The 25,660-nt window shown below is 60.8% G+C and carries 22 protein-coding genes and 1 pseudogene; 9 read left to right on the forward strand and 14 right to left on the reverse strand.

What is annotated here, in order from left to right:
* Nucleotides 1-5: 5 nt before the first annotated feature.
* The 5 genes and pseudogenes from ccoO (AC0V2S_RS08765) to ccoN (AC0V2S_RS08785) all read right to left on the reverse strand — a co-directional run bounded on the left by ccoO (AC0V2S_RS08765) (nucleotide 6) and on the right by ccoN (AC0V2S_RS08785) (nucleotide 5,464).
* Complete coding sequence (gene ccoO / locus AC0V2S_RS08765) at nucleotides 6-617, reverse strand: cytochrome-c oxidase, cbb3-type subunit II (RefSeq protein WP_271196808.1); 612 nt, start codon at nucleotides 615-617, stop codon at nucleotides 6-8.
* Nucleotides 617-2,059 (reverse strand): cytochrome-c oxidase, cbb3-type subunit I, encoded by a 1,443-nt coding sequence (gene ccoN / locus AC0V2S_RS08770; protein WP_475509398.1) that lies wholly within the window; start codon nucleotides 2,057-2,059, stop codon nucleotides 617-619. Before ccoN (AC0V2S_RS08770) ends, ccoO (AC0V2S_RS08765) begins: the two co-directional genes overlap by 1 nt.
* Nucleotides 2,060-2,485: 426 nt before the next feature.
* A pseudogene (gene ccoP, locus AC0V2S_RS08775) lies at nucleotides 2,486-3,399 on the reverse strand (cytochrome-c oxidase, cbb3-type subunit III).
* Between the two features lie 17 nt (nucleotides 3,400-3,416).
* Nucleotides 3,417-4,028: a cytochrome-c oxidase, cbb3-type subunit II gene (gene ccoO, locus AC0V2S_RS08780; protein ID WP_271196805.1), complete on the reverse strand. Its 612-nt coding sequence runs from the start codon at nucleotides 4,026-4,028 to the stop codon at nucleotides 3,417-3,419.
* Between the two features lie 11 nt (nucleotides 4,029-4,039).
* On the reverse strand, nucleotides 4,040-5,464 hold the full coding sequence (gene ccoN, locus AC0V2S_RS08785) for a cytochrome-c oxidase, cbb3-type subunit I (protein WP_475509399.1): 1,425 nt from the start codon (nucleotides 5,462-5,464) through the stop codon (nucleotides 4,040-4,042).
* Between the two features lie 48 nt (nucleotides 5,465-5,512).
* Here ccoN (AC0V2S_RS08785) and AC0V2S_RS08790 point away from each other — a divergent pair, with 48 nt between their 5' ends.
* Nucleotides 5,513-6,193 carry an alpha/beta family hydrolase gene (locus AC0V2S_RS08790; protein ID WP_475509400.1) on the forward strand — a complete coding sequence of 227 codons (681 nt, stop codon included), beginning with the start codon at nucleotides 5,513-5,515 and terminating at the stop codon, nucleotides 6,191-6,193.
* 55 nt (nucleotides 6,194-6,248) lie between these two features.
* Here the strand turns inward: AC0V2S_RS08790 and AC0V2S_RS08795 are convergent, their stop codons facing one another.
* From AC0V2S_RS08795 to acnA, 3 genes are all read right to left on the reverse strand, one after another.
* Nucleotides 6,249-7,280, reverse strand: coding sequence for a hypothetical protein (locus tag AC0V2S_RS08795; RefSeq protein ID WP_475509401.1), 1,032 nt, complete (start codon nucleotides 7,278-7,280; stop codon nucleotides 6,249-6,251).
* 158 nt (nucleotides 7,281-7,438) lie between these two features.
* Nucleotides 7,439-9,004 carry a methyl-accepting chemotaxis protein gene (locus tag AC0V2S_RS08800; protein ID WP_475509402.1) on the reverse strand — a complete coding sequence of 522 codons (1,566 nt, stop codon included), beginning with the start codon at nucleotides 9,002-9,004 and terminating at the stop codon, nucleotides 7,439-7,441.
* Between the two features lie 191 nt (nucleotides 9,005-9,195).
* Complete coding sequence (gene acnA / locus AC0V2S_RS08805; RefSeq protein ID WP_475509403.1) at nucleotides 9,196-11,937, reverse strand: aconitate hydratase AcnA; 2,742 nt, start codon at nucleotides 11,935-11,937, stop codon at nucleotides 9,196-9,198.
* Nucleotides 11,938-12,128: 191 nt separating this feature from the next.
* Between acnA and rlmM the strand changes: the two genes are divergently transcribed.
* Nucleotides 12,129-13,184, forward strand: a complete 1,056-nt coding sequence (gene rlmM, locus AC0V2S_RS08810) for a 23S rRNA (cytidine(2498)-2'-O)-methyltransferase RlmM (protein WP_475509404.1) — start codon at nucleotides 12,129-12,131, stop codon at nucleotides 13,182-13,184.
* Nucleotides 13,185-13,208: 24 nt separating this feature from the next.
* Nucleotides 13,209-13,463, forward strand: coding sequence for a sulfurtransferase TusA (gene tusA / locus AC0V2S_RS08815; RefSeq protein WP_475509405.1), 255 nt, complete (start codon nucleotides 13,209-13,211; stop codon nucleotides 13,461-13,463).
* 17 nt (nucleotides 13,464-13,480) lie between these two features.
* Here tusA and AC0V2S_RS08820 read toward each other — a convergent pair whose 3' ends face one another.
* Nucleotides 13,481-14,833, reverse strand: coding sequence for an MATE family efflux transporter (locus AC0V2S_RS08820; RefSeq protein WP_475509574.1), 1,353 nt, complete (start codon nucleotides 14,831-14,833; stop codon nucleotides 13,481-13,483).
* Between the two features lie 299 nt (nucleotides 14,834-15,132).
* Here AC0V2S_RS08820 and pdxB point away from each other — a divergent pair, with 299 nt between their 5' ends.
* Nucleotides 15,133-16,263, forward strand: coding sequence for a 4-phosphoerythronate dehydrogenase PdxB (gene pdxB, locus AC0V2S_RS08825; RefSeq protein WP_475509406.1), 1,131 nt, complete (start codon nucleotides 15,133-15,135; stop codon nucleotides 16,261-16,263).
* Between the two features lie 99 nt (nucleotides 16,264-16,362).
* Here the strand turns inward: pdxB and AC0V2S_RS08830 are convergent, their stop codons facing one another.
* Complete coding sequence (locus AC0V2S_RS08830; RefSeq protein WP_475509407.1) at nucleotides 16,363-16,542, reverse strand: PA1571 family protein; 180 nt, start codon at nucleotides 16,540-16,542, stop codon at nucleotides 16,363-16,365.
* 155 nt (nucleotides 16,543-16,697) lie between these two features.
* Between AC0V2S_RS08830 and AC0V2S_RS08835 the strand changes: the two genes are divergently transcribed.
* Nucleotides 16,698-17,816 (forward strand): ATP-NAD kinase family protein, encoded by a 1,119-nt coding sequence (locus AC0V2S_RS08835; protein WP_475509408.1) that lies wholly within the window; start codon nucleotides 16,698-16,700, stop codon nucleotides 17,814-17,816.
* A 206-nt stretch (nucleotides 17,817-18,022) separates the two neighbouring features.
* Entirely contained in the window at nucleotides 18,023-19,834 is a 1,812-nt protein-coding gene (locus tag AC0V2S_RS08840; protein WP_475509409.1) for an ABC transporter transmembrane domain-containing protein, read from the forward strand.
* Here the strand turns inward: AC0V2S_RS08840 and rhtA are convergent.
* From rhtA to AC0V2S_RS08855, 3 genes are all read right to left on the reverse strand, one after another.
* Entirely contained in the window at nucleotides 19,818-20,717 is a 900-nt protein-coding gene (rhtA, locus tag AC0V2S_RS08845) for a threonine/homoserine exporter RhtA (protein ID WP_475509410.1), read from the reverse strand. The genes AC0V2S_RS08840 and rhtA overlap by 17 nt on opposite strands.
* Nucleotides 20,718-20,835: 118 nt before the next feature.
* Nucleotides 20,836-21,117, reverse strand: coding sequence for a pyrimidine/purine nucleoside phosphorylase (gene ppnP, locus AC0V2S_RS08850; protein ID WP_475509411.1), 282 nt, complete (start codon nucleotides 21,115-21,117; stop codon nucleotides 20,836-20,838).
* 198 nt (nucleotides 21,118-21,315) lie between these two features.
* Complete coding sequence (locus tag AC0V2S_RS08855; RefSeq protein WP_475509412.1) at nucleotides 21,316-21,858, reverse strand: 3'-5' exonuclease; 543 nt, start codon at nucleotides 21,856-21,858, stop codon at nucleotides 21,316-21,318.
* Between the two features lie 178 nt (nucleotides 21,859-22,036).
* Here AC0V2S_RS08855 and AC0V2S_RS08860 point away from each other — a divergent pair, with 178 nt between their 5' ends.
* From AC0V2S_RS08860 to AC0V2S_RS08870, 3 genes are all read left to right on the forward strand, one after another.
* Nucleotides 22,037-22,900, forward strand: coding sequence for an NAD(P)-dependent oxidoreductase (locus AC0V2S_RS08860; RefSeq protein WP_475509413.1), 864 nt, complete (start codon nucleotides 22,037-22,039; stop codon nucleotides 22,898-22,900).
* A gap of 111 nt (nucleotides 22,901-23,011) precedes the next feature.
* The gene (locus AC0V2S_RS08865) at nucleotides 23,012-23,287 is read left to right on the forward strand and encodes a YkgJ family cysteine cluster protein (RefSeq protein WP_475509414.1); all 276 of its coding nucleotides are present in this window, start codon (nucleotides 23,012-23,014) and stop codon (nucleotides 23,285-23,287) included.
* A gap of 51 nt (nucleotides 23,288-23,338) precedes the next feature.
* Complete coding sequence (locus AC0V2S_RS08870; protein WP_475509415.1) at nucleotides 23,339-23,947, forward strand: START domain-containing protein; 609 nt, start codon at nucleotides 23,339-23,341, stop codon at nucleotides 23,945-23,947.
* 158 nt (nucleotides 23,948-24,105) lie between these two features.
* Here AC0V2S_RS08870 and gltA read toward each other — a convergent pair whose 3' ends face one another.
* The gene (gltA, locus tag AC0V2S_RS08875) at nucleotides 24,106-25,395 is read right to left on the reverse strand and encodes a citrate synthase (protein WP_475509416.1); all 1,290 of its coding nucleotides are present in this window, start codon (nucleotides 25,393-25,395) and stop codon (nucleotides 24,106-24,108) included.
* Between the last annotated feature and the right edge of the window lie 265 nt (nucleotides 25,396-25,660).

The raw sequence follows: 25,660 nt of genomic DNA on the forward strand, positions 1-25,660 counted from the left end.
ACATGTCACCGTTTGCTTTTGATGATGGTGCCAAGACCTTGCAGGTAGGCGACCACAGCATCCATTTGAGTTTTGCCTTTGACCGCAGCTTGGGCGCCGGCAATGTCTTCGTCGGTGTAAGGCACGCCCATGGAACGCAGAACTTCCATTTTCTTGGCGGTGTCTTTGCCGTCGAGCTTGTTTTCAACCAGGAACGGGTAAGCCGGCATGATCGACTCAGGTACTACGTTGCGCGGGTTGTAAAGGTGCGCACGGTGCCAGTCATCGGAGTAGCGGCCACCAACGCGGGCCAGGTCCGGACCGGTACGTTTGGAACCCCACAGGAACGGGTGGTCCCAAACGCTTTCACCGGCTACCGAGTAGTGGCCATAGCGTTCAGTTTCAGCGCGGAACGGACGGATCATCTGCGAGTGGCAGCCGACACAACCGTTGGCGATGTAGACGTCGCGACCTTCCAGTTCCAGAGCCGAGCGCGGTTTCATGTTCTCAACCGGCTTGTTGGTAACGTCCTGGAAGAACAGCGGAACGATCTGAGTCAGACCCCCGATGCTTACGGCGATAACCATGAAGAAGGCCAGCAGGCCGATATTCTTCTCGACTACGTCATGATTTCTCATCAGTGAGCTCCAACTACAGCGATCTGAGCGGCGGCTTCTGCTTCAGCTGGCTGGGAGGCGCGCACGGTACGGAAGGTGTTGTAGGCCATCAGCAGCATGCCGGAGGCGAAGAACGCACCACCGATTGCCCGCACGATGTAGCCCGGGTGGCTGGCTTGCAGCGCTTCAACGAAGGAGTAGGTGAGGGTGCCGTCTTCGTTGATTGCACGCCACATCAGGCCTTGGGTAATACCGTTGACCCACATGGAGGCGATGTACAGCACGGTGCCGATGGTGGCGAGCCAGAAGTGCGCGTTGATCAGGCCAACGCTGTGCATTTGTGGGCGGCCCCAGAGTTTCGGGATCATGTGGTACAGGGCGCCGATGGAGATCATGGCAACCCAGCCGAGAGCACCGGCGTGTACGTGGCCGATGGTCCAGTCGGTGTAGTGCGACAGCGAGTTGACGGTCTTGATGGCCATCATCGGACCTTCGAAGGTCGACATGCCGTAGAACGCCAGGGAGACAACCAGGAAGCGCAGGATTGGGTCGGTGCGCAGCTTATGCCAGGCGCCCGACAGGGTCATCATGCCGTTGATCATGCCGCCCCAGCTTGGAGCCAGCAGGATGATCGACATGGCCATACCCAGCGACTGAGCCCAGTCCGGCAGAGCGGTGTAGTGCAGGTGGTGCGGACCAGCCCAGATGTACAGGGTGATCAGCGCCCAGAAGTGCACGATGGACAGGCGATAGGAATAGATCGGACGCTCGGCCTGCTTCGGAACGAAGTAGTACATCATCCCCAGGAAGCCGGTGGTCAGGAAGAAGCCTACGGCGTTGTGGCCGTACCACCACTGGATCATCGCGTCAGTCGCGCCGGAATACAGCGAGTACGACTTGAACAGCGAAACTGGCAGCGACATGTGGTTCACGATGTGCAGCATCGCGGTCACCAGAATGAAGGCACCGTAGAACCAGTTGCCGACATAGATGTGCTTGGTTTTGCGCTTGATGATGGTGCCGAAGAACACTGCAGCGTAGGTCACCCAGACCACGGCCAGCAGGATAGCCAGAGGCCATTCCAGTTCAGCGTATTCCTTCGAGGTGGTGTAGCCCAACGGCAGGGTGATACCCGCGCCGATGATCACGGCTTGCCAGCCCCAGAAGTGGAAGGCCGCCATGCTGTCTGAGATCAGACGGGTCTGGCAGGTACGTTGAACTACGTAGTACGACGTAGCGAATAGAGCACAGCCACCGAAGGCGAAAATCACCAAGTTGGTATGCAGAGGGCGCAGGCGACCAAAGCTCGTCCATGGCAAACCGAAGTTCAACTCCGGCCATACCAATTGCGAGGCGATGAAGACGCCCATGCCCATGCCAAGGATCCCCCAGACCACCGTCATGATGGCGAACTGGCGGACCACCTTATAGTTATAAGCAGTCGGACTGATTGCTGTGCTCATTCTAAGGTTCCACGGTTTAGGGTTTTTTTAGGGGTAAAAATCGGCGGCAAGTATGAGGAAACGACGTAGTCATTGCAACGCCACAGGCCGCAGCGATAAGGCTTTCAGACACCTGAAACAAGGTATTTCGGCCTCTAAATGAGGTTGGTTCTCAGGTGTCTGCACTTATCCCTAACCGTCTACCAAATGTGTCGTGTGCCTCATAGCAAACACTGACGGCTAATGCGCCAGCTTAGTAGATGAAAACGCACCATGAACGTTACCGGTCGTCAGGGTGCGACACTGGGTCGCATCGCGACCAAAGGTGGGCTTGGCCGATTGGGCAGCTTGCTTCGTGGGTGGATTTACGTGGCTGATAACGGTGTTTGATGTGTCGGTGAACATGACCCGCAGTCCGTCGCGCCATGCTCACCAACCATCAATGTCTTACTGTTGGCGCGACAGGCTCAGTACATATGCGGCGAGCACATGCACTTTGTCGGCGCCCAGGTATTGCTCTTGTGCCGGCATCTGGCCGTTGCGGCCGTGACGGATAGTTTGTTGCAGTTGGGTCAGGCTGCTGCCGTAGATCCAACCACCGGGGTGGTGAGGTCCGGTGCGCCCATTACCGCAGTGCCCTTACCTTCGGGGCCGTGACAGGCCACGCAGGTAGTGGCATAGGTAGCGGCGCCTGCGTCCAAATCAGCATCGCTTTGGGCGGGCATTGGCAGCCAGCCAGTTTGGTATGCACATAGGCCGCGACGTTTTTCACGCCAGCGTCGCCAATCACTGGGCCCCAAGCGGGCATAGCTGCCATGCGGCCGTGCAGGATGCTGGTCTTGATGGTTTCGGCGTCGCCGCCCCAGCGCCAATTGGTATCGGTCAGGTTAGGAAAGCCCACGGTGCCTTTGGCATCGGAGCCGTGGCACACCGAGCAGTTAGTAGCGAATAGGCGGCCACCAATTTTCAGCGCTTCCGGATCTTTGCTCAGTTCTTCCAACGGTGTTGCCGCCAGACGGGCGAAGAGGGGGCCGTATTGCGCATCGGCCTTGTCGACTTCGCGTTGCCATTGGTTTACCTGAGTCCACCCGTCGCTGTAGCCCGGCAGGATGCCTTTCCAGTTACCCAGCCCCGGGTAGAGCAGCAGATAGATGAAGGCGAAAAAGATGTGCCAACGAACAACAAGAACCACCAACGCGGCAGGGATTGTCGTATTCCTCGATGCCATCGAAGGCATGCCCCATGGTTTTGTCGCCACCGTTGGGGTTTTCACCGCTGCGGGTGGAAAACACCAACCAGAGCAGCGCGAACAGGCTGCCCAAGGTCAGGAAGCAGATGTACCAGCTCCAGAAAACAGTCATTTCGAAATTCCCCCTGCTCAGCGCTTGTTCTTGATGGCGGTGCCGAGCACTTGTAGGTACGCAACCAGTGCGTCCATCTCGGTTTTGCCCTGTACGGCGGCGCTGGCGCCTTCAATATCGGCGTCGGTGTACGGCACACCCATCAGACGCATCACTTCCAGTTTCTTGGCAGTGTCTTTGCCATCCAGTTGGTGCTGCACCAGCCAGGGATAGCCCGGCATCTTCGATTCCGGCACCACGTTGCGCGGGTTGTACAAGTGCGCGCGGTGCCAATCATCGGAGTAGCGCGCACCTACGCGGGCGAGGTCCGGGCCGGTACGTTTGGAGCCCCACAGAAACGGGTGGTCCCATACGCTTTCACCGGCTACCGAGTAGTGGCCGTAACGTTCGGTTTCGGCGCGGAAGGGCCGGATCATCTGCGAGTGGCAGCCGACGCAACCTTCGCGGATATAAATGTCGCGGCCTTCCAGTTGCAGTGCGGTGTAGGGCTTCATGCCATCTACTGGTTTGTTGGTCACGTCCTGGAAGAACAGCGGCACGATTTGCGTCAGGCCGCCGATGCTGACGGCCAGCACCATGCACAGCACCAACAGGAACACGTTCTTTTCGAGTACTTCATGTTTGCTCATGGCCGCTCTCCTCAAGCCATCTGCGCGGCGCTGGCGATTTCCGCCGGCTGCGCGCTGCGCACAGTGCGCCAGGTGTTGTAGGCCATCAGCAGAACGCCGATGAGGAAGATTGCTCCACCGACCATGCGCACGATGAACCCAGGGTGACTGGCTTCAAGTGCTTCCACGAACGAGTAGGTGAGGGTGCCGTCGCTATTGATGGCGCGCCACATCAGGCCTTGGGTGATGCCGCTGACCCACATCGAAGCGATGTAAAGCACGGTGCCGATGGTGGCCAGCCAGAAGTGCGCGTTGACCAGGCCCATGCTGTGCATCTGCGGGCGACCCCAGAGTTTCGGAATCATGTGATACAGGGCGCCGAAGCTGATCATTGCCACCCAGCCGAGGGCGCCGGCATGTACGTGGCCGATGGTCCAGTCGGTGTAGTGGGAGAGGGCGTTGACGGTCTTGATCGCCATCATCGGACCCTCGAAGGTCGACATGCCGTAGAACGCCAGCGATACAACGAGGAAGCGCAGGATCGGGTCGTCGCGCAACTTATGCCAGGCGCCCGAGAGGGTCATCATGCCGTTGATCATGCCACCCCAGCTTGGCGCCAGCAGTACCAGCGACATCACCATGCCCAGCGATTGTGCCCAGTCCGGCAGCGCGGTGTAGTGCAGGTGGTGCGGACCGGCCCAGATGTACAAAGTGATCAGCGCCCAGAAGTGCACGATCGACAGGCGATACGAATACACCGGGCGGTTGGCTTGCTTGGGTACGAAGTAATACATCATCCCGAGGAAGCCAGCCGTGAGGAAAAAGCCCACGGCGTTGTGCCCGTACCACCACTGGATCATGGCGTCAGTGGCGCCGGAATAGAGGGAGTAGGACTTGGTCAGGCTGACCGGTACTTCGAGGTTGTTGACGATGTGCAGTACGGCAACCGTGAGAATAAAGGCGCCGTAGAACCAGTTACCCACATAGATATGCTTGGTCTTGCGCTTCATCAGCGTGCCGAAGAACACCACGGCGTAGGCGACCCACACGACGGTAATCAGCAGGTCGATGGGCCATTCCAGTTCCGCGTATTCTTTCGAGCTGGTGTAACCCAGCGGCAGGCTGACGGCGGCTAGTACGATCACCAGTTGCCAGCCCCAGAAGGTGGCGGCGGCCAGCTTCGGCGCGAAGAGCGCGGTCTGGCAGGTGCGTTGTACGGTGTAGTAGGAGGTGGCGAACAGCGCGCAGCCGCCGAAGGCGAAGATCACCGCGTTGGTGTGCAGGGGGCGCAGGCGTCCGAAGCTGAGCCAGGGAAGGTCGAAGTTAAGTTGTGGCCAGACCAGTTGGGAGGCGATGAACACCCCCAAGCCCATACCGACGATGCCCCATACCACCGTCATAATGGCGAACTGGCGAACCACCTTGTAGTCGTAGGCAGTCGTGGTTGTTGTGCTCATGTCAGGCCCATCCGCGGATTTCTCTAGTTGTTGAAGGCGAGGCGAAGCATGGCGAAACCGACCAGCGGCGATATTGATTTGAATCAAGCGGTAACGGGCGCGGCCCAGAGCGGGCCGTGGCTGTGGAACAGGCCGGCAGGTGAAGTGCGGGCAACGCTGATTCTTGCCCACGGCGCCGGCGCGCCGATGGACAGCCCATTTATGGAAACCATGGCCCAGCGCATAGCTGCGCAGGGCGTGGCTGTGGTGCGTTTCGAGTTTCCGTATATGGCGCAGCGGCGAGTCGACGGCGGCCGGCGTCCGCCCAATCCACAGGCGCGGTTGCTGGAGGAATGGCGCGCGGTCTACGCCGCAGTGCGCCATCAAGTCGCAGGGCCGTTGGCGATTGGCGGCAAGTCCATGGGCGGACGTATGGCCAGTTTGCTGGCGGATGAGTTGGGCGCGGATGCGCTGGTGTGCCTGGGATATCCGTTCTACGCAGCGGGCAAACCGGAGAAGCCGCGCGTGGCCCATCTGGCCGATCTGAGCACCCGTACGCTGATCGTGCAGGGCGAGCGCGATGCCTTGGGTAACAAGGAAACGGTGAAGCAGTACACCTTATCGCCGCACATTGAGCTGCTCTGGCTGGACGCTGCGGACCATGACCTCAAACCCTTGAAGTCTTCCGGCTTTAACCACGACCAACACCTGGACACCACCGCCGGCCGAGTTGCCGCTTTCTTAAGCTGAGGGAATTGAGCGATCGAAAAAACGCCAGCGGATCCACGATCCGCTGGCGTTTTATTTACGGAAGCTTGTTGAACGGAATATCCCGGTAGGTAATTTCACTGGTGACTTGGTTAACCACTGACAGCCGCGCTTTGTATTGCCCCGCCGGAAGCCAGCGAGGAATCGGCAGCGAGGTGTAAATGATGCTGACGTTCGCCCCAGGTGCAACCGCTGCGGTGTGCTGCGCGCCGAGTGTGTAGCCGGTGCCGTCAGCCAGCGTGGTGGAAATCCAGGTCAACAGGCTCAACGGCTGCACGTCGAGGTTGGTGATGGTGCGTTTGAAAAACAGCGTGCCACCGGCCGCAGGAATGCTCTGCACGGCGGCGCCGGTCGAGGTGAACACCAGGCCAACCTTTACCGGCACCGATGGAGGCGTTTCCAGGTCACTGGCGTTTTCGTAAATCCGCACATTGGTCAGCGCGGCAGTCGCGTCGTTGCAGTTGGTTGCTCCGCCTGTCCATGGCGACAGGTTAAACCGCACACTGCTCAGGTTGCTGCTGCCAAACGAACCCTTGTAGTACTTGGTGTTGTTGATGTCGATTTCCAGCATATCGGTGGCCACATCAATGCGCGCAGAAACGTGGTACTTGCGCTGGTCTTCCATGGCCAGCGATGCGGAAGCGCCGCCTTTATTGAATAGGCTGATGGCGTTGGAGCCGCCATGCATGCTGATGGAACGTGCGCCATAGTCGCTACTGTCCAGGTGCACGCTGAACGCGCTTTGGCTGTTGTTCAATTTGCTCGGCAGCATGTCCCACTCGACCGTTGCATGCGTCAGGCCTGCGGGCAGGTTGAACTCAATCTGGTCGTAGCCACAGCTAGGCGCATTGAAAATTGCCCAGTTACCGGCTTGCCCGGCAAACCCTACATTCATATCAATGCTGCCCATGTTCACGCGGGTCGGCGTTGCTGCCGTGCCATCAATAACAATAGGTTGGCCGGCAATATTGGGCGGGGAAGCAAAGCGGGTGTCGAAGAACACTTGCGCGTGGGCAAGCTGACTGGAAAGCACCAGTGCCAGCGCACCGGCTAGCGATTTGATCTGCATCGTTCTCATCCTTGTGATTACTGCGTCCGGCCGACATAGCCGGCGCCGGCGAGCGTAACGCACCGGGCGCAGCCGGAGAGAGGCGTCAGTCACAAATCGAAAGGCAAAAAAAACGCCACGGGCCGCGTAAGCCGGTGGCGTTTTTCGAACGGTAAAACTCAGCGGTTAAACCGCTCCACCAGCGCCGATTGACGCTGAGCCGTTACCGTCAGCTCCCTGCTCAACTGTGCGGTGTTCTGCGCTTCACCAGAGGTCTGGTCGGCAAGCTGAGCGATGGTGGTGATGTTCTGGTTGATCTCATCCGCCACCGCGCTTTGCTCTTCGGCGGCTGCGGCAATCTGGTCGGCCATGTCGGCGATATTGGCCACCGCATCGCTGATGCCGGCCAGTGCCTGGTCGGCCTTGAGAACCCGTTCAACCCCTTCATCAGCCTGTTTGCGGCCGATTTCCATGGTCAGCACAGCCTCTTCAGCGGTTCGCTGCAGTTTGGCGATCAGTTGATGGATCTGCCCAGTGGATTCAGCCGTACGCTGCGCCAGCGAACGAACCTCGTCGGCTACCACGGCAAAACCACGGCCCATTTCACCGGCGCGCGCGGCTTCGATAGCGGCGTTAAGGGCGAGCAGGTTGGTCTGGTCGGCGATGCCTTTGATCACGTCAACCACGCCGCCGATTTCGTTGCTGTCCTGAGCCAGACGAGTAACGGTTTCACCGGTTTCACCCACCGATACCGACAAGCGCTGAATCGCCTCGCGGGTTTCGCCGGCAATGCTGCGGCCTTCGCCGGTCAGGCGATTGGCTTCCTGGGTAGCGATGGCGGTGCGCGCCACGTTGCTGGCTACTTCCAGAGTGGTGGCGGCCATCTCGTTGACGGCGGTGGCGACCTGCTCGGTTTCCACGCGCTGACGTTCCAGGCCTTTGGAGCTGTTCTGCGCGAAGGTATCGGCCTGGCGCGCTTGTTCGGTCAGGTGTTCCGCGCTGTCTTGCAAGCGGGTCAGGCACGTCTTAAGACGCGCTTCCTGGCTGAGCATGGCCATTTCCAACCGGGCCTGTGGGCCGCGGCTGTCGGTGTACATGGTGGCAATCAGCGGATCGGAGTTGCTTTGTTCGGCCAGTTTCAACAAGCGACGGATGCCGCGTTGCTGCCAGTTCAGCCCGAGCAAGCCCAGCGGAACCGACAGCAATGCCGCGAGCAGAAAGCCCCAATGGAAGTCGAGCCAGGCACCCAGCACAAAGCCGATCTGGCTGATCAGAATAAACGGCACCCAGTTCTGCAGAATTGGCATCCAGACGTTGCTCGACGGAATCGCCGCTTTGCCCGCATTGATCCTTTGGTACAGCGCTTCAGCGCGACGAACCTGTTCAGCCGTAGGTTTCACCCGCACCGACTCGAAGCCGATCACCTGGCTGTTTTCCAGCACTGGGGTGACGTAGGCGTTGACCCAGTAGTGGTCGCCGCTGGAGCAGCGGTTTTTGACGATGCCCATCCACGGTCGGCCCGATTTCAGCGTCGTCCACATATGGGCAAACACCGCCGGCGGCACGTCGGGGTGGCGAACCATATTGTGTGGAGAACCGATCAACTGCTCGCGGGTGTAGCCGCTGATTTCCACAAAGGCATCGTTGGCGTAGGTGATCTCGCCTTTGAGGTCGGTGGTGGAGATCAGACGTTGCTGAGCAGGAAAGGTACGTTCACGTTGAGTGACGGGCTGATTGTTGCGCATGGGGCTTTATCCGTAATGTCCGTGCCGTTCTGATCGGCAGCTGCCGAGCAAAGTTGAGAAGAATTTTCCTACGACCTTTTTCGGCGCAGTGTAACCAGATTTGAACTGGCGCACAGTTTCCAAGACGTAAGTCTCAACCCGCCGGCAGCGTCAGGCCCCCTGGCTGACGCGCCAGCCAGAGCGGCGCACCGTTACCCGGCGATCAACTGTCGCAGCACGTAATGGAGGATGCCGCCGGCGCGGAAGTACTCCACTTCATTCAGCGTATCGATGCGGCACAGCACCTCGAACTGCTCCTGTTTGCCGTCTTCGCGGGTCAGCGTCAGCGGCAGGTGCATCAAGGGTTTGATCTCGACATTGTCGAGTCCGCCGATGCTCAGCGTTTCCTTGCCGGTCAGGCTCAGGCTCTTGCGGTCCTGGCCGTTTTTGAACTGCAGCGGCAGCACGCCCATACCCACCAGATTGGAGCGGTGGATACGCTCGAAGCTCTCGGCCAGTACGGCTTTTACGCCGAGCAGGTTGGTGCCCTTGGCCGCCCAGTCGCGCGACGAACCGGTGCCATATTCCTTGCCGGCAATCACCACCAGCGGCGTGCCTTCCTGTTGATAGCGCATCGCCGCATCGTAGATCGCCAGCTTCTCGCCGCTGGGCACATGCACGGTGTTGCCGCCTTCTTCGCCGCCGAGCATTTCATTGCGAATACGGATATTGGCGAACGTGCCGCGCATCATCACTTCATGGTTGCCGCGCCGCGAGCCGTAAGAGTTGAAGTCCTGCGCCTGCACGCCTTTTTCCTGCAGGTAGCGCCCAGCGGGGCTGCTGGCTTTGATATTACCGGCCGGGGAGATGTGGTCGGTGGTTACCGAATCGCCGAGCAGGGCAAGAATTCGCGCATCGGCGATATTGCCGATCTTTGGCGGTGCTTCGTCGATATGTTCGAAAAACGGTGGGTGTTGGATGTACGTGGAGTCGGCTTGCCACTCGTAAGTATCGGCATCCGGCACCTGAATGGCTTGCCACTTTTCATCGCCGGCAAAGACTTCCGCGTACTCCTTATGGAACATCTGGGTATCTACTTTCTGAACGGCGTCGGCGATTTCCGCCTGGCTCGGCCAGATATCGCGCAGGTACACCGGCTTTCCGTCTTTGCCGGGGCCCAGTGGGTCTTCGCTGAGGTTCATGCGCACGCTGCCGGCCAGGGCATAGGCCACCACCAGCGGCGGCGAGGCCAGCCAGTTGGTTTTCACCAGCGGGTGCACGCGGCCTTCGAAGTTGCGGTTGCCAGACAGCACCGAAGCCACAGTCAGATCCGACTGCTGAATGGCTTTTTCAATCGGCTCTGGCAGCGGTCCGGAGTTGCCGATGCAGGTGGTGCAGCCGTAGCCCACCAGGTCGAAGCCCAATTTATCCAGGTACTCGGTCAGGCCGGCGGCGTTGTAGTAGTCGGTCACCACTTTCGAGCCAGGCGCGAGCGAACTCTTCACCCAGGGCTTGCGCTGCAAACCCTTTTCCACGGCCTTCTTGGCTAGAAGGCCGGCGGCCATCATCACGCTGGGGTTGGAGGTGTTGGTGCACGACGTAATGGCCGCAATCACCACGGCGCCGTGTTGCAGGCGATGGGTTTTGCCCTCGAATTCGTAACTGGCCCCGCCCACCAACGAATCATCGTGGATGGCGGTGCCACCGCCGCCTTCGCTTAGCAGCCGGCCGTCCTCAGTGCTGGCCGGTTTTACTTGCAAGCCGAGAAAGTCATCAAAGGCTTGGCTGACGTCTGGCAGGGCGACGCGGTCTTGCGGGCGTTTCGGCCCAGCCAGGCTGGCTACGACCGTGCCCATATCCAGAGCCAACGCATCAGTAAACAGCGGCTCCTGGCCCGGCTCGCGCCACAGGCCCTGGGCTTTGCTGTAGGCCTCGACCAGCGCGACGGTGGCATCCGGCCGGCCAGACAGGCGCAAATAGCCGAGCGTAATGTCATCCACCGGGAAGAAACCGCAGGTGGCGCCGTATTCCGGGGCCATATTGGCGATGGTGGCGCGGTCGGCCAAGGGCAGGGTGGCCAGGCCGTCGCCATAGAATTCGACGAATTTTCCCACCACGCCTTTCTTGCGCAGCATCTGTGTAACGGTCAGCACCAGGTCGGTGGCGGTGATGCCTTCCTTCAATTTGCCGCTGAGCTTGAAGCCGATCACTTCGGGAATCAGCATCGACACCGGCTGCCCAAGCATCGCCGCTTCCGCCTCGATACCGCCGACGCCCCAGCCCAATACGCCGAGGCCGTTGATCATGGTGGTGTGCGAGTCGGTGCCGACCAGGGTGTCGGGGAAGGCGAACGTCTGGCCGTCTTCCTCTTTCGTCCACACGGTGCGGCCGAGGTATTCCAGGTTTACCTGGTGGCAGATGCCGGTGCCCGGCGGCACCACGCTGAAGTTATCGAAGGCATTCTGGCCCCAGCGCAAAAACGCATAGCGCTCGCCGTTGCGCTGCATTTCGATCTCGACGTTCTGCTCGAAGGCGCTGGTGGTGGCGAATTTGTCGACCATCACCGAGTGGTCAATCACCAGGTCTACCGGCGACAACGGGTTGATTTTCTGCGGGTCGCCGCCGGCCTTGGCCATGGCGGCGCGCATGGCGGCCAGGTCGACCACCGCAGGCACGCCGGTAAAGTCCTGCATCAATACGCGGGCCGGGCGGTATTGGATTTCACGCTCGGAGCTTCGGGTTTTCAGCCAGTCCACCAGCGCCTGGATATCGTGGCCGGTGACAGTTTTGTCGTCTTCCCAGCGCAGCAGGTTTTCCAGCAGCACTTTGAGTGACATGGGCAGCTTGTCGAGGCTGCCGAGCTTTTTCGCGGCCTCGGGCAAGCTGAAATAGGTATAGGTTTTGTCGCCGACAGTCAGGGTTTGGCGACTGTTGAGGCTATTCAGGGACGGCATGCTCATCTCCTTATGGGGCTACACGGTAAAGCCCGGGGTGCGCAGTTGTGCTGCGTCGAAGGGTGCAAAGACAGGTCTAGCCTAGCTGACGCAGCGGTGTACGCCTTGAAGGCTTGCGCCTTTCAACTGACTGCCCTTGAGCGCTTGGGGTTCCAACTCGGCTATCATGCGCGCCCTGAGGAGAACACCTGATGACCACTTTGTTGCTGCACTGCCGCCCCGGTTTCGAAAGCGAGGTGTGTTCGGAAATAAGCGACCACGCCGCGCGCCTGGAGGTGGCGGGGTACGCCAAGGCCAAGCCCAATACCGCCTACGCCGAATTTATCTGCACCGACGCCGACGGCCCCGAGCGCCTGATGCGCGGCCAGCGCTTCGCCCAGCTGATTTTTCCCCGTCAGTGGGCGCGCGGGCAATTTATCGACCTGCCGGAAACCGACCGCATCAGCGTGTTGCTCAGCCACCTGCAAGACCTGCCCGTGTGCGGCAGCCTGTGGCTGGAAGTGCTGGATACCAACGACGGCAAAGAGCTGTCGAACTTCTGCAAGAAATTCGAAGTGCCATTGCGCAATGCCCTTAAAAAAGCCGGGCGGCTGGTGGAAGACGAGCGCAAGCCGCGCCTGCTGCTTACCTTCAAAAGTGGCCGTGAAGTGTTTTTGGGCCTGGCCGAAACCAACAATTCGGCGTTCTGGGCCGGCGGTATTCCCCGCCTGAAATTCCCCCGCGAAGCCCCCAGCCGTTCGACCCTCAAACTCGAAGAGGCCTGGCACCAATTTATTCCCCGCGAAGAATGGGATGAGCGCCTGAATGGTGACATGACCGGCGTCGACCTCGGCGCCTCGCCCGGCGGCTGGACCTACCAGCTGGTGCGCCGCGGCATGCTGGTGACCGCCATCGACAACGGCCCGATGGCCGAAAGCCTGATGGACACCGGGCTGGTGCAGCACCTGATGGTCGACGGGTTTACCTGGACGCCCAAGCAGCCGGTGGACTGGATGGTGTGCGATATCGTCGAAAAGCCGGCGCGCAATGCGGCGTTACTCGAAACCTGGATTGGCGAGGGACATTGCCGCGAAGCGGTGGTCAATCTGAAGTTGCCGATGAAGCAGCGCTATGCCGAAGTGAAGCGCTTGCTCGAACGTATCGAGGAAGGTTTAAAGGCCCGCGGCGTCAGGGCCAGCATCAGCTGCAAGCAGCTGTACCACGACCGTGAAGAAGTTACCTGTCACCTGCGTCGGCTAAGCAAGTAGTCGCGCCCGTTACCGGAGTTGTTTATGTCTGAATTCGATCCCGCCGCGCCACTGGACGGCACCCTGGATGCCACCGGCCTGTTCTGCCCGGAGCCGGTGATGATGCTGCACAACAAAGTGCGCGACCTGCCGGCCGGCGGCTTGCTGAAAGTAATTGCGACCGACCCGTCTACCCGCCGCGATATTCCCAAGTTCTGCGTGTTTCTCGGGCATGAGCTGGTGCAGCAAGAGGAAGAGGCGGGCACGTACTTGTATTGGATTCGCAAGAAGGTCGAGTAAGGCTTCGTAGGATTGAGTCAGCCTCTGGCGTTATGAAGGCGGATCCGCTTCTTCGCACTGCGCGCCAGCCGAATACTCAGCATCACCGCCGCGCATGTCAGCCCCACGATCAGCCCCTGCCACAAGCCTTTCGGCCCGCTCGGCTCGCCGAACCAGTGCGATAGTCCCAGCGCATAGCCCACCGGCAAACCAATTCCCCAGTAAGCAAACAGCGTCATCACCATGGTCACGCGGGTGTCTTGATAGCCGCGCAGCGCGCCGGCCGCCGTTACCTGCACGGCGTCGGAAAACTGGTACAGCGCGGCAAATACGATCAGCGCCGAGGCCACGCCAATCACCGCCGAGTCGCGGCTGTATATCCCGGCAATCTCGGTGCGCAGCTGAAACATCAATACGGCAGCGACACAGGCGAACGCCAGCGCCGTCAGAATTCCCACGCCGGCGACAAACCGCGCCTGGCGTGGGTCGCCGGCGCCAAGGGCGTGGCCGACGCGGACCGTCACGGCCATGGCCAGGGCGTAGGGGATCATGAAGGTCAGCGAGCTGAAGTTCAGCGCCACCTGATGCCCGGCGACCACGTCGGCGCCCAGGCTGCCTATCAGAAGGGCGATCACGGCAAAGATGCTCGACTCGGCGAACACGGCAATGCCAATCGGCAAGCCAATGCTCAATAGCCGTTGAATCGGCTCCCAGCGCGGCCATTCGAAGCGGTCGAACAGCCCGGCTTTTTTATACACCGGCGCCCAGCGCACCCAGGCCAGCATGGCGAAGAACATGCACCACATCGCCACCGCCGTGGCCCAGCCGCAGCCGGCGCCGCCCAAGGCAGGCATGCCGAAATGGCCATAGATGAAGACGTAGTTCAGCGGGATATTCAGCAGCAGACCCAGCAGGCCAATCATCATGCTCGGCCGGGTGCGACCCAGGCCGTCGCTGAAGCAGCGCAGCACGTAATACAGCGCCACCGACGGAATGCCGCAGCCGATGCCGTAGAGGTAAACCATGCTTGGGCCGATCAACTCGGGGTCAACGCCCATCACCACCAGAATCGGTTTGGCATTCCACAGCATCACGCCAGCGGCGATGCCGACGGCCAACGCCAACCACAGGGCCTGGCGCACCAGGGCGCCGATTTCGGCTTCCTGGCCGGCGCCAAAGCGCTGCGCCACTTTCGGGGTGGTGGCCAGTAGGATGCCGGTCATCAACAGAAACACCGGCACCCAGATCGAGTTGCCCAAGGCCACGGAGGCCAGGTCACGGGGGCCGACGCGGCCGGCCATCACGGCGTCGACAAAGCCCATCGCCGAGTGCGACAGCTGGGCAATCATGATGGGCAGGGCAAGAACCAGCAGGGCGCGCAGTTCGCGCATAGAACGATTGAGGCGGGATTCGCGAGCGATCACAAGGCAGTCCATTGTCTCTTATAGAGAGTTATCAAGTGCGCACTGTATCGGCAGTGGTGGCCGGGCACTCGCTTCTGTCCGAGTCTGCTTTTGTGGTTAAAAAGCGCTTAAAGCGCGTGCTGCGCCAGGACAGAGCTTGCAAAGGAACGGCGAGTTTACGCCTTGACGCTGCAGTCAGGAAAGAGCCAGGAAGCGTCAGCAAAAATCCGCCGTCGCCCCGCGCCGGCATCCGTCCTAGAATGTCCGCCAGACTTTTGGAGCCTGTCATGCGCATTCTTGCCGACGAAAATATCCCGCTGCTGGACGAGTTTTTTGCCGAATTCGGCGAGATCGAACGTATGCCCGGTCGCTCTTTCGACCGCGACGCCGTGGCCCGCGCCGATGTGCTGCTGGTGCGTTCGGTCACCCAAGCCAACCGCGCGTTGCTGGAAGGCAGCAAGGTGCGCTTTGTTGGCACCTGCACCATCGGCACCGACCACCTGGACCTCGATTACTTCGCCGAACAAGGCATCGGCTGGGCCAGCGCGCCGGGCTGCAATGCCCGTGGCGTGGTGGATTACGTGCTGGGCAGTTTGCTCAGCCTGGCCGAAGTCAGCGGCGCCGACCTCACCCAGCGCGTGTATGGCGTGTTGGGCGCGGGGCAGGTGGGCGGCCGGTTGGTGGATGTGCTGCGTGGGCTGGGTTGGCAGGTATTGGTGTGCGACCCGCCACGGCAGACGGCGGAGGGCGGCGACTACGTCAGCCTGGACGACATCATTCAGCGCTGCGACGTGATCAGCCTGCACACGCCGCTGATCCCCAGCACCCGCCATCTACTCAATGCCGAACGACTGAGCCAACTGAAGACCGGCACCTGGTTGATCAACGCCAGCCGTGGCGCGGTGGTGGATAACGCCGCGCTGCGCGACCTGCTACTTCAGCGCGATGACCTGGAAGCGGTGCTAGATGTATGGGAAGGCGAACCGCAGGTAGACCCCGAGCTGGCAGAACTGTGCCTGCTCGCCACGCCGCATATCGCCGGCTACAGCCTGGACGGAAAGCTGCGCGGCACGGCGCAGATTTATCAGGCGTTCTGCGCGCACTTCAAGCTGGAGCCGCGCGTGGAGCTCGACGACTTGCTGCCGCCGTATTGGCTGACAGAGTTTGGGCTGGATGCAACCGCTTCGGTGCCGGTTGCGCTCGGCGCGTTATGCCGGGCGATCTATGACCCGCGCCGCGATGATGCCGATTTTCGCCGCAGCCTGGTGGGCAGCGCCGCCGCGCGCAAAGCGGCGTTCGACGCCCTGCGCAAGCATTACCCGGCGCGGCGTGAAATTGATGGGTTGCATGTGAAGCTGAGCGGCGAGGCGCCAGAGCTGGCGCAAGTGGTGCGGGCGTTGGGTGGGACGTTGGTGTAGCGGGAATTGCCGTTTGCAGGAATCGAGGCTGAAGCCTCTCCCACAAGGTCACTCGATCCCTGTGGGAGAGGCTTCAGCCTCGAGCTTTTGGTCTTCGGATCAATCGTGCTCAGGCTCGCCCAGCGCCGCTTCTTCCAATTGTTCGCATGCCTGCTGAACCATGCCTTCGGTAATCGGAATCTCCCGACCTTGGGCATCAATCAGCGCGCCGCCCACGGGGTGCTGCGGGGGCAAGGGGAATACACGGCGTTCAGCGGTATGTTGGGTATGCAAGCTCATGGCTCGTCTCCTCATCAGGTGATAGGCCGAGGGTACCCGGCATAGATGAAAGCCCTATGACACTGCTACTGCGGGACAGGGATGCTGTCCCTTCAACGGGGCATTAGTTTTGTGAATCGGCGGGCGCCAACTAGTTCCCGCGTTATGAGGGTCGTATGTCGGTTTTTCACCTCGGTCTGATCATAAATCCCCTGGCTGGTCTGGGTGGCCCCGCCGGGCTCAAGGGCAGCGACGGCGTGGCAGCAGAGGCTCTGGCGCGCGGTGCCGAGCCGCGTGCGGCGGAACGTACGCGGGTCGCGCTGGAGCTGTTGTTGCCCCTGCGCGAACGCCTGGAGTTTCTGACCTTTCCCGGCCCGATGGGCGGCGATTTGCTGGCGGAGATGGGCTTTAACCACCGTCTGCTGGGCGAGTTGAGCGCGACCCAGACGAGCGCGGAAGACACCCGCAATGCCGTACAAGCCTTGCAGGCCGAAGGCGTGGCATTGCTGCTGTTTGCCGGCGGCGACGGCACGGCACGCGATGTGTGCGCCGTGGCGCGGGAAGGACAGGCGGTGCTGGGGATTCCGGCGGGGGTGAAGATTCAGTCCGGCGTGTATGCGGTCAGCCCACGCGCTGCCGGCGAGCTGACTCGCCGTCTGGTCGAAGGTGGCCTGGTGCGCTTAAGCCATGCCGAAGTGCGCGACATCGACGAAACCGCCTTGCGCGCCGGTCGCGTGGCCGCTCGCTGGTACGGCGAGCTGAGCGTGCCGCAGGAAGGCGGCTTTGTGCAGCAGGTGAAGCAGGGCGGGGTGGAGTCGGAGGAGCTGGTGCTCAGCGAGATCGCCGCCTGGCTGGAAGATACCTGGCAGCAGGACGTGCGTTATGTGTTTGGCCCAGGCTCAACGCTGCATGGCTTGGCGCATAACCTCGGCTTGCAGACCACCTTGCTCGGCGTTGATGTGATCGAAAACGGCCGGGTGCTGGCGCTGGATGTTACCGAGGCGCAGCTGTTTGAGCTGGTGGACGGCAAGGCGGCGGTATTGCTGGTGACGGCTATTGGCGGGCAGGGGCATATTCTCGGGCGGGGTAATCAGCAGGTGAGCCCGCGTGTGGTGCGAGCCATTGGGTTGGATAACCTGCGGGTGGTGGCGACCAAGCGCAAGCTCGCCACGCTTGAAGGGCGGCCGCTGTTGGTGGACAGCGGCGATGCCACGCTGGATGACAGCTTTGCCGATGTGGCTAAGGTGTGGGCGGGGTACAAGGAAGAGTTGCTGTATCCGCTGTCCACGCTCTAGCTCCCCTCTCCCGCGCGCGGGAGAGGGGTTGGGGGTGAGGGCAGGGCGTGACGCGGATGTTCGGCTCAAGCCTCCCCCTCACCCCAACCCTCTCCCTCAGGGAGAGGGGGCCAGATCGCGGAGTGTTCTATTTATGTGTTTGCCGCTTGAGGTCCGCCCCAACCGTCCCCATCTACCGCTAGCCCCTCTCTCTCTGCGAGCCCCGCATGATCTCCATTCTGTCTTCCCGCCAGCGCAAGGCGCTGCGCATGACGCGCGAGTTTGTTGCGCCCTATCGGTGGCAGGTGATCGGCGCGTTGTTTGCGCTCGCATTTACCGCCGGTATCACGCTCTTTATGGGGCAGGGGGTGAAGCTGCTGGTGGACAAGGGTTTCGCCACGCAGTCGCCGCATATGCTCAACCAGTCCATCGCGCTGTTTATGGTGCTGGTGGTGGCCTTGGCGGTCGGCACGTTTACCCGGTTTTACCTGGTGTCGTGGATCGGCGAACGCTTTGTCGCCGATATCCGCAAAAAGGTCTTCAACCACCTCATTACGCTGCACCCGGGCTTTTACGAGAGCAACCGCAGCTCCGAAATTCAGTCCCGGCTCACTGCCGATACCACGCTGCTGCAATCGGTGATCGGCTCCTCGCTGTCGCTGTTCTTGCGCAACGTGCTGATGCTGGTGGGCGGCATCGTGCTGCTGTTTGTCACCAACCCCAAACTCTCACTGATCGTGATTGCCGCACTGCCGCTGGTGATTGCGCCGATTCTGATTTTCGGCCGCCGGGTGCGCGGGCTGTCGCGTCTGAGCCAGGACCGCATTGCCGACGTCGGCAGCTATGTCGGCGAAAGCCTTGGGCAAATCAAGACCGTGCAGGCCTACAACCACCAGGAGCAGGACAAAACCCGCTTCGGTACCACGGTGGAAGACGCCTTTGAAACCGCGCGCAAGCGGATTTCCCAGCGCGCCTGGCTGATCAGCGTGGTGATTCTGCTGGTGCTGGGTGCCGTCGGGGTGATGCTCTGGGTCGGCGGTATGGATGTGATTGCCGGGCGCATCAGCGGCGGCGAACTGGCGGCGTTTGTGTTTTACAGCCTGATCGTCGGCACCGCATTCGGCACTTTGAGCGAGGTGCTAGGCGAGTTGCAACGTGCCGCCGGGGCTGCCGAGCGCATCGCCGAATTGCTTCAGGCGCGCAGTGAAATCAAGGCGCCGACAAGCGATTTGCTGGTGCTGCCGGAGCGGGTCAGTGGCCGTATCGAGCTGGAGGCGGTGCGCTTTTCCTACCCGACGCGGCCGGATCGCTTCGCCGTGGATGGCATCAGCCTGCAAGTAGAACCGGGTGAAACTCTGGCGCTGGTCGGGCCGTCCGGCGCCGGTAAGTCGACGTTGTTCGATTTGCTGCTGCGCTTTTTCGACCCGCAGGAAGGGCAGATTCGCGTGGAAGGCCTGCCGATTGAGCAGTTGGACCCCAGCGATCTGCGCCGCAGCTTTGCCCTGGTGTCGCAAAACCCCGCACTGTTTTTTGGCAGCGTGGAGGAGAACATCCGCTACGGCCGCGCCTCGGCCAGTCAGGCGGAAGTTGAAGCCGCCGCCCGCGCCGCCCATGCCCACGAGTTCATCATGGCGATGCCTGAAGGCTATAAAACCCATCTGGGCGATGGTGGTTTGGGGTTATCCGGCGGCCAGCGGCAGCGTCTGGCGATTGCCCGGGCCTTGCTGGTAGATGCGCCGATTCTGCTGCTGGACGAAGCCACCAGCGCGCTGGATGCCGAAAGTGAACACTTGATTCAACAGGCGCTGCCGACCCTGATGGCCGGGCGCACGACGCTGGTGATTGCGCACCGCCTGGCGACGGTGAAAAGCGCGGACCGCATTGCCGTGATCGACAAGGGCCAACTGGTGGCCTTGGGCACTCACGCGCAGTTGGTGAGCAGCAACCCGCTGTATCGCCGCCTCGCCGAGTTGCAATTCAATTCGGCGGATAGCTCGGCGGACAGCTCGGTCGACGACGAGGTCACTCAGCCAGCTTGATATCCCGTGGCGCGTTCTTGGCGGGCTGCGGTTTTACCGTTAAGGCCACGCCAATGGCCGCCACGATGATTGCGCCGATGGCGACCCACTGGCTGCTGCTGAGTTTTTCCTGCAGGAAAATCAGGCCGGAGAGGGCGGCAATCGCCGGCTCCATGCTCATCAGCGTACTGAAGGTGCGCGCTGGCAAGCGGGTCAGGGCGAACATTTCCAGGCTGTAGGGCAGGGCGGTGGACAGAATCGCCACGCCAATAGCCACGGGCACCAGGCTCAGGTGGAACATGCTGCTGCCGGCCGAATACACCCCAATCGGAAACACGATAATCGCCGCCACTACGGTGCCAAGCGCCACGGTGTGGTTGCCGTGCTCGGCGCCGGCGCGCTGGCCGAAGATGATATAGAGCGCCCAGCACACGCCGGCACCCAGGGCCAAGGCGGCGCCGGTGGGGTCCAGGTCGGCGTTGGCCGGGTTCACCGGTAGCAGCAAGCCCAGGCCGACCACGGCCAGAGCGATCCAGACAAAATCGATAAACCGCCGCGACGACAGCATGGCCAATACCAGCGGCCCGGTGAATTCCAAGGCCACGGCAATGCCCAGCGGCACGGTTTTCAGCGACATGTAGAACATCAAATTCATGATGCCCAGCGAAGCGCCATAGCCGATCAGTGACTTGATGCCGCTGCGGTTAAGGGGAGTGCGCCATGGGCGCATCACCAGACACAGAATGATCGCGCCCAGGCTCAGGCGCAGGGCCGATACGCCTTCAGCACCCACTACCGGGAAAATCCCCTTGGCCAGCGCGGCGCCGCCTTGAATCGAGCTCATGGCGATGATCAGCAACAGAATGGGGATGGCAATGGAAACAGCAGGCTTGGACCCAGGCATCGGGAGTGTCCAGTTGGAGCGTGGCAGTGAAGAGGTGTTCGGTGAAGCGGGCGGTTTTTACCGCTCTGCACCGACCAGGTTCGAGCCTGGCCGGCGGTGTAGCGTTACAGCGTAAAGCTTAGCGGTACTCGCACAGGTAGGCGGTATCGACGGCGACTTTCAGCTGGAATTTGCTGTTGGCCGGTACGGTGAACTTGGTGCCTGCTTCGAAGGTTTCCCAGGCGTCGGTGCCTGGCAGTTTCACGGTCAGGGCGCCGGCCACAACGTGCATCACTTCCAGTTGGCTGGTGCCGAATTCGTATTCGCCAGCGGCCATGACACCGATGGTGGCCGGGCCTTCTGCCATGCCGAAGGCGATGGATTTGACGGTGCCGTCGAAGTACTCGTTGACCTTGAACATGGAGGTTTCCTTAAAGGGACGAAAAAAGGGTCGGCCAGTATGCCCAAGGGAGTGGGGCTCGTCACGTATGCCTTTAACATCAAAGGCCCCTCTCCCCCGGCCCCTCTCCCGCACGCGGGCGAGGGGTGACGTATACATGCCAAAAATCGCGATCAGCCCCCTCGCCCGCTTGCGGGAGAGGGTTGGGGAGAGGGGCCGTTACAGCGGCAGTACCAACGGCAACAACCTTGCGGTATTGCGCGCATCTTCCAGCGCCCGATGCTGTTGCCCCTGAAAAGTCAGCCCGGCCAATTGCAGCGCCATATTCAAACTCACCGGTTTCTGCAACTGCCGCGCTTTGGCGAAGCGCTGCTTGAGGTTCAGGTGCGGCACCTGGCTGAGCAAACTGCTGAGCTGGTGCTGTTGCCAGTCCTGTTCCAGCTGTTTGCGGTCGTAATCGCCCCAGCTGGCCCACCCCGCCAGGCGCGGCTGATGCGCCGCCAGCCAGCGTTCGAACAGCGGCCACACGGCAGACAGCGGCGAGGCGGAGTCGACGTTGGCCTGGCTGATATGGGTGAGTTGTTTGCAGAAACTGGTGAGGTGCGGACGCCGCAGCGGGCGGACGAAGCGCTGGAAATGGTCGACTTCGCGACCTTCCGCGTTCACCAGGCTGGCGCCGATTTCGATGATTTCCATGTCTGTAACCGGCCAGCCACCTTCTTCAGTCGTGGCCTCCAGGTCGATCACCAACCAATGTCCCATCGTGCTCTTCATCCCTTTCAGGCCATCCGTTGCGCAGGAGTATGGAAGGCCTTTTGCCGGCCCGCAAACCCCATTCCAGGCGCCTGCGTGGGTTATGACAGGCATTGGCGGGGATTTTCTCCCGGCCAAATCGTCAGGGCGCTCTACGCTTGTGGTAACCCAATGAAGGAGATGAGCAATGGCGACTGTGGCATTTATCGGGCTCGGCACCATGGGATTTCATATGGCTGGTCACCTGGCCTGTGAGGGGCACCAGGTGACCGTGTACAACCGCTCGGCAGACAAGGCGGAGCTGTGGTGTGACGAATTCGCCGGCGAAAGCGCCGAGACCCCGCGCGAAGCGGCGCAAGGCGCGGACTTGGTGATGACCTGCGTGGGCAATGACCAGCATCTGCGTGCGGTGTTGCTGGGCGAAAGTGGCGCGTTTGCCGGAATGGCGGCGGGCAGCGTGCTGGTGGATCACACCACGGCGTCGGCCGATATCGCCCGGGAAATGGCGACGTTGGCGGCCGAGCGCGAACTGGGGTTTCTCGATGCGCCGGTGTCGGGCGGCCAGTCTGGCGCGGAAAGCGGCATGTTGACGGTGATGGTCGGGGGCGACGCAGCGCTGTATGAGCGGGCGGCGCCGGTGATCGAAAGCTACGCCAAGTTGGTGAAACTGATGGGGCCGGTGGGCAGCGGGCAGTTGACCAAGATGGTCAATCAGATTGCCGTCGGTGGTTTGTTGCAAGGTCTGGCCGAGGCGCTGCATTTCGCCCGTAAAGCGGGGCTCAATGTGCAGAGCGCGATGGAAATCATCAGTCAGGGCGCGGCGCAATCCTGGCAGCTGGACCACCGCTACCAGACCATGCTGGAGGGCAAATTCGACTTTGGGTTTGCCGTGGACTGGATGCGCAAAGACTTCGCCATCGTGTTCGAAGAAGCCCAGCGCAACGGCGCGCAGTTGCCGGTGACGCAGCTGGTGGATCAGTTCTATGCCGATGTGCAGGGGCAGGGCGGTGGACGTTGGGATACATCCAGCCTGATTACTCGTCTGAAATAGCCTGAACGTAGCGCAGTAGCGGCTTTGCGGCGTGTGGCGGCACAGGTAGAATCGCCGCCCGTTACCGGCACCCTTTGGGCTGGCCGGGCTCACGCTTCGAGGTAGATCGTCATGAAATGCCGCGCAGGATGCGGTGCCTGTTGCATCGCTCCCTCCATCAGTTCGCCGATTCCCGGTTTGCCCAATGGCAAGCGGGCCGGCGAACGTTGTTTGCATCTGTCGGTCGATAATTTGTGTGCGCTGTTCGGTTCACCCGAACGCCCACCTGTGTGCTCGGCGTTTGCTGCCGACGCCGACGTCTGCGGCGACAGTCGTGACGAGGCGATTCGTCTGCTGGGTTGGCTGGAACAGGCCACCTCCACAGGCGCGGGCGCCGCTATCCAATAAAAGTTCAAGGGCCCACCGGGCAACTTGAGCATCATCAGTAAGGAGTTCGTGATGGGTTTGCTAAGTAAAGTGGCCGGTGTGTGCGCTGTAAGCCTGTTGGCAACCGCCGTGGCGCAAGCCGAAGACTGGAAAGTGGCCAAAGACGAAGACGGCATCAAGGTATCCCTCAGTGAGGTGCCGGGGTCGCAGTACAAAGCCTACCGTGGTGTCACCACCATCAAGACCGACATCGCCACCCTGCGCAAACTGCAGGAAGACGTCAGCGGCTCCTGCAAATGGATTTTTGAATGCAGCGAGCAGAAATTGCTGAAAACCGAGGGTGCGGATAGTTGGACCTACACCCGCTTCAGCCCGCCCTGGCCGGTAACCGCACGGGATTCGATCATCCACGTCACCACCACCGAAGAAGCCGACGGCAGCGTGCTGCGCAAGCTTGAAGGCGTGCCGACTTATCAGCCGGAAGAGAAGGGCTATGTGCGGGTGGCCAAGGTGGATGGCTTCTGGAAACTGACGCCTAAAGGCGCCGATGGCGTGGAAGTGGTGTATCAGGTGACCACGGAGCCGGGTGGCAGCGTGCCGTCGTGGTTGGCGAACAGTTTTGTGGTGGATGCGCCGTTTAATACCCTTAAGGGTATGAAAGAGAGAGCGGAGAAGAAGTAACGCTGAGTCGTAGGATGGGTAGAGGCAAAGCCCAAACCCATCGATTCACGTAACGATGGGTTTCGCTGCGCTCTACCCATCCTACGAGATCGATGTCTCGTGCGCCCTTGCAATAAAAAAGGCCACCCTGGGGTGGCCTTTTTGTTAGCGCGTAACGCTTATTTACGGTCTTTCAATGGAGCGATGTCGCGTTGTGGATAGCCGGTGTACAGCTGGCGCGGGCGGCCAATCTTGTACGGGCTGGACAGCATTTCTTTCCAGTGCGAGATCCAGCCAACGGTCCGCGCCAGAGCGAAGATCACGGTGAACATGCTGGTCGGAATGCCGATCGCCTTGAGGATGATGCCCGAGTAGAAGTCGACGTTCGGGTACAGGTTGCGTTCCTTGAAGTACGGATCGGTAAGGGCGATCTCTTCAAGGCGCATGGCCAGTTCCAGCTGCGGGTCGTTCTTGATGCCGAGTTCTTTCAGCACTTCGTCGCAGGTCTGCTTCATTACGGTGGCGCGCGGGTCACGGTTTTTGTAAACGCGGTGACCGAAGCCCATCAACTTGAACGGATCGTTCTTGTCTTTGGCTTTGGCGATGAATTTGTCGATGTTCTCGACGCTGCCAATCTCGTCCAGCATGGTCAGCACGGCTTCGTTGGCGCCGCCGTGGGCAGGGCCCCAGAGCGCAGCGATACCGGCAGCGATACAGGCGAACGGGTTGGCACCCGAGGAGCCGGCCAGACGCACGGTAGAGGTGGAGGCATTCTGTTCGTGGTCGGCATGGAGGATGAAAATCCGGTCCATTGCCTTGGCCAGTACCGGGCTGATCGGTTTGATCTCGCACGGGGTGTTGAACATCATGTGCAGGAAGTTTTCTGCGTAGGTCAGGTCATTGCGCGGATACATCATCGGCTGACCCATGGAGTACTTGTAAACCATGGCGGCCAGGGTCGGCATTTTCGCGACCAGGCGAATCGCCGAAATCTCGCGGTGTTGCGGATTATTGATGTCCAGCGAGTCGTGGTAGAAGGCCGAGAGGGCGCCCACTACACCGCACATGACGGCCATCGGGTGAGCATCGCGACGGAAGCCGTTGAAGAAGGTTTTCAGCTGTTCATGAACCATGGTGTGGTTCTTGACGGTGCCGACAAACTTGGCTTTCTGTTCAGCGGTAGGCAGTTCGCCGTTGAGCAGCAGGTAGCAGGTTTCCAGGTAATCGGACTGCTCGGCCAGTTGCTCGATCGGGTAGCCGCGGTGCAGCAGGATGCCTTTATCACCATCGATATAGGTGATCTTCGACTCGCACGAAGCGGTCGACATAAAGCCAGGATCAAAAGTGAAATGGCCCGTGGCGGTTAAGCCCCGTACATCTACAACATCGGGACCAACGGTGCCGGATAAAACGGGCAGCTCGACGGGGGCTGCGCCCTCGATGATCAACTGCGCTTTTTTGTCAGCCATGTGTGGCCTCCTATTTATGCTTGAAATCACCAGACTGCCCCCCACGCAGGGCCCGCCACACTATAGAGAGATAAATCCCAAAGTCAATTTGCGAGAACCCATATGCCAGAAGGGTTGCAGAGGTTTTTCCCGTTGAATTTCGCGCTATTTACGCCTTTTATTGGGTAAGCGCAATGAGCGGTTTGGGGTAGGCCTTTTCGTTGTCATTAGTAACCTAACTGTCTATACTCCCCCACCGACCGCCAGGGGCCTTAAAGCCTTTATT

Source organism: Pseudomonas sp. CC11G, from assembly GCF_056174845.1.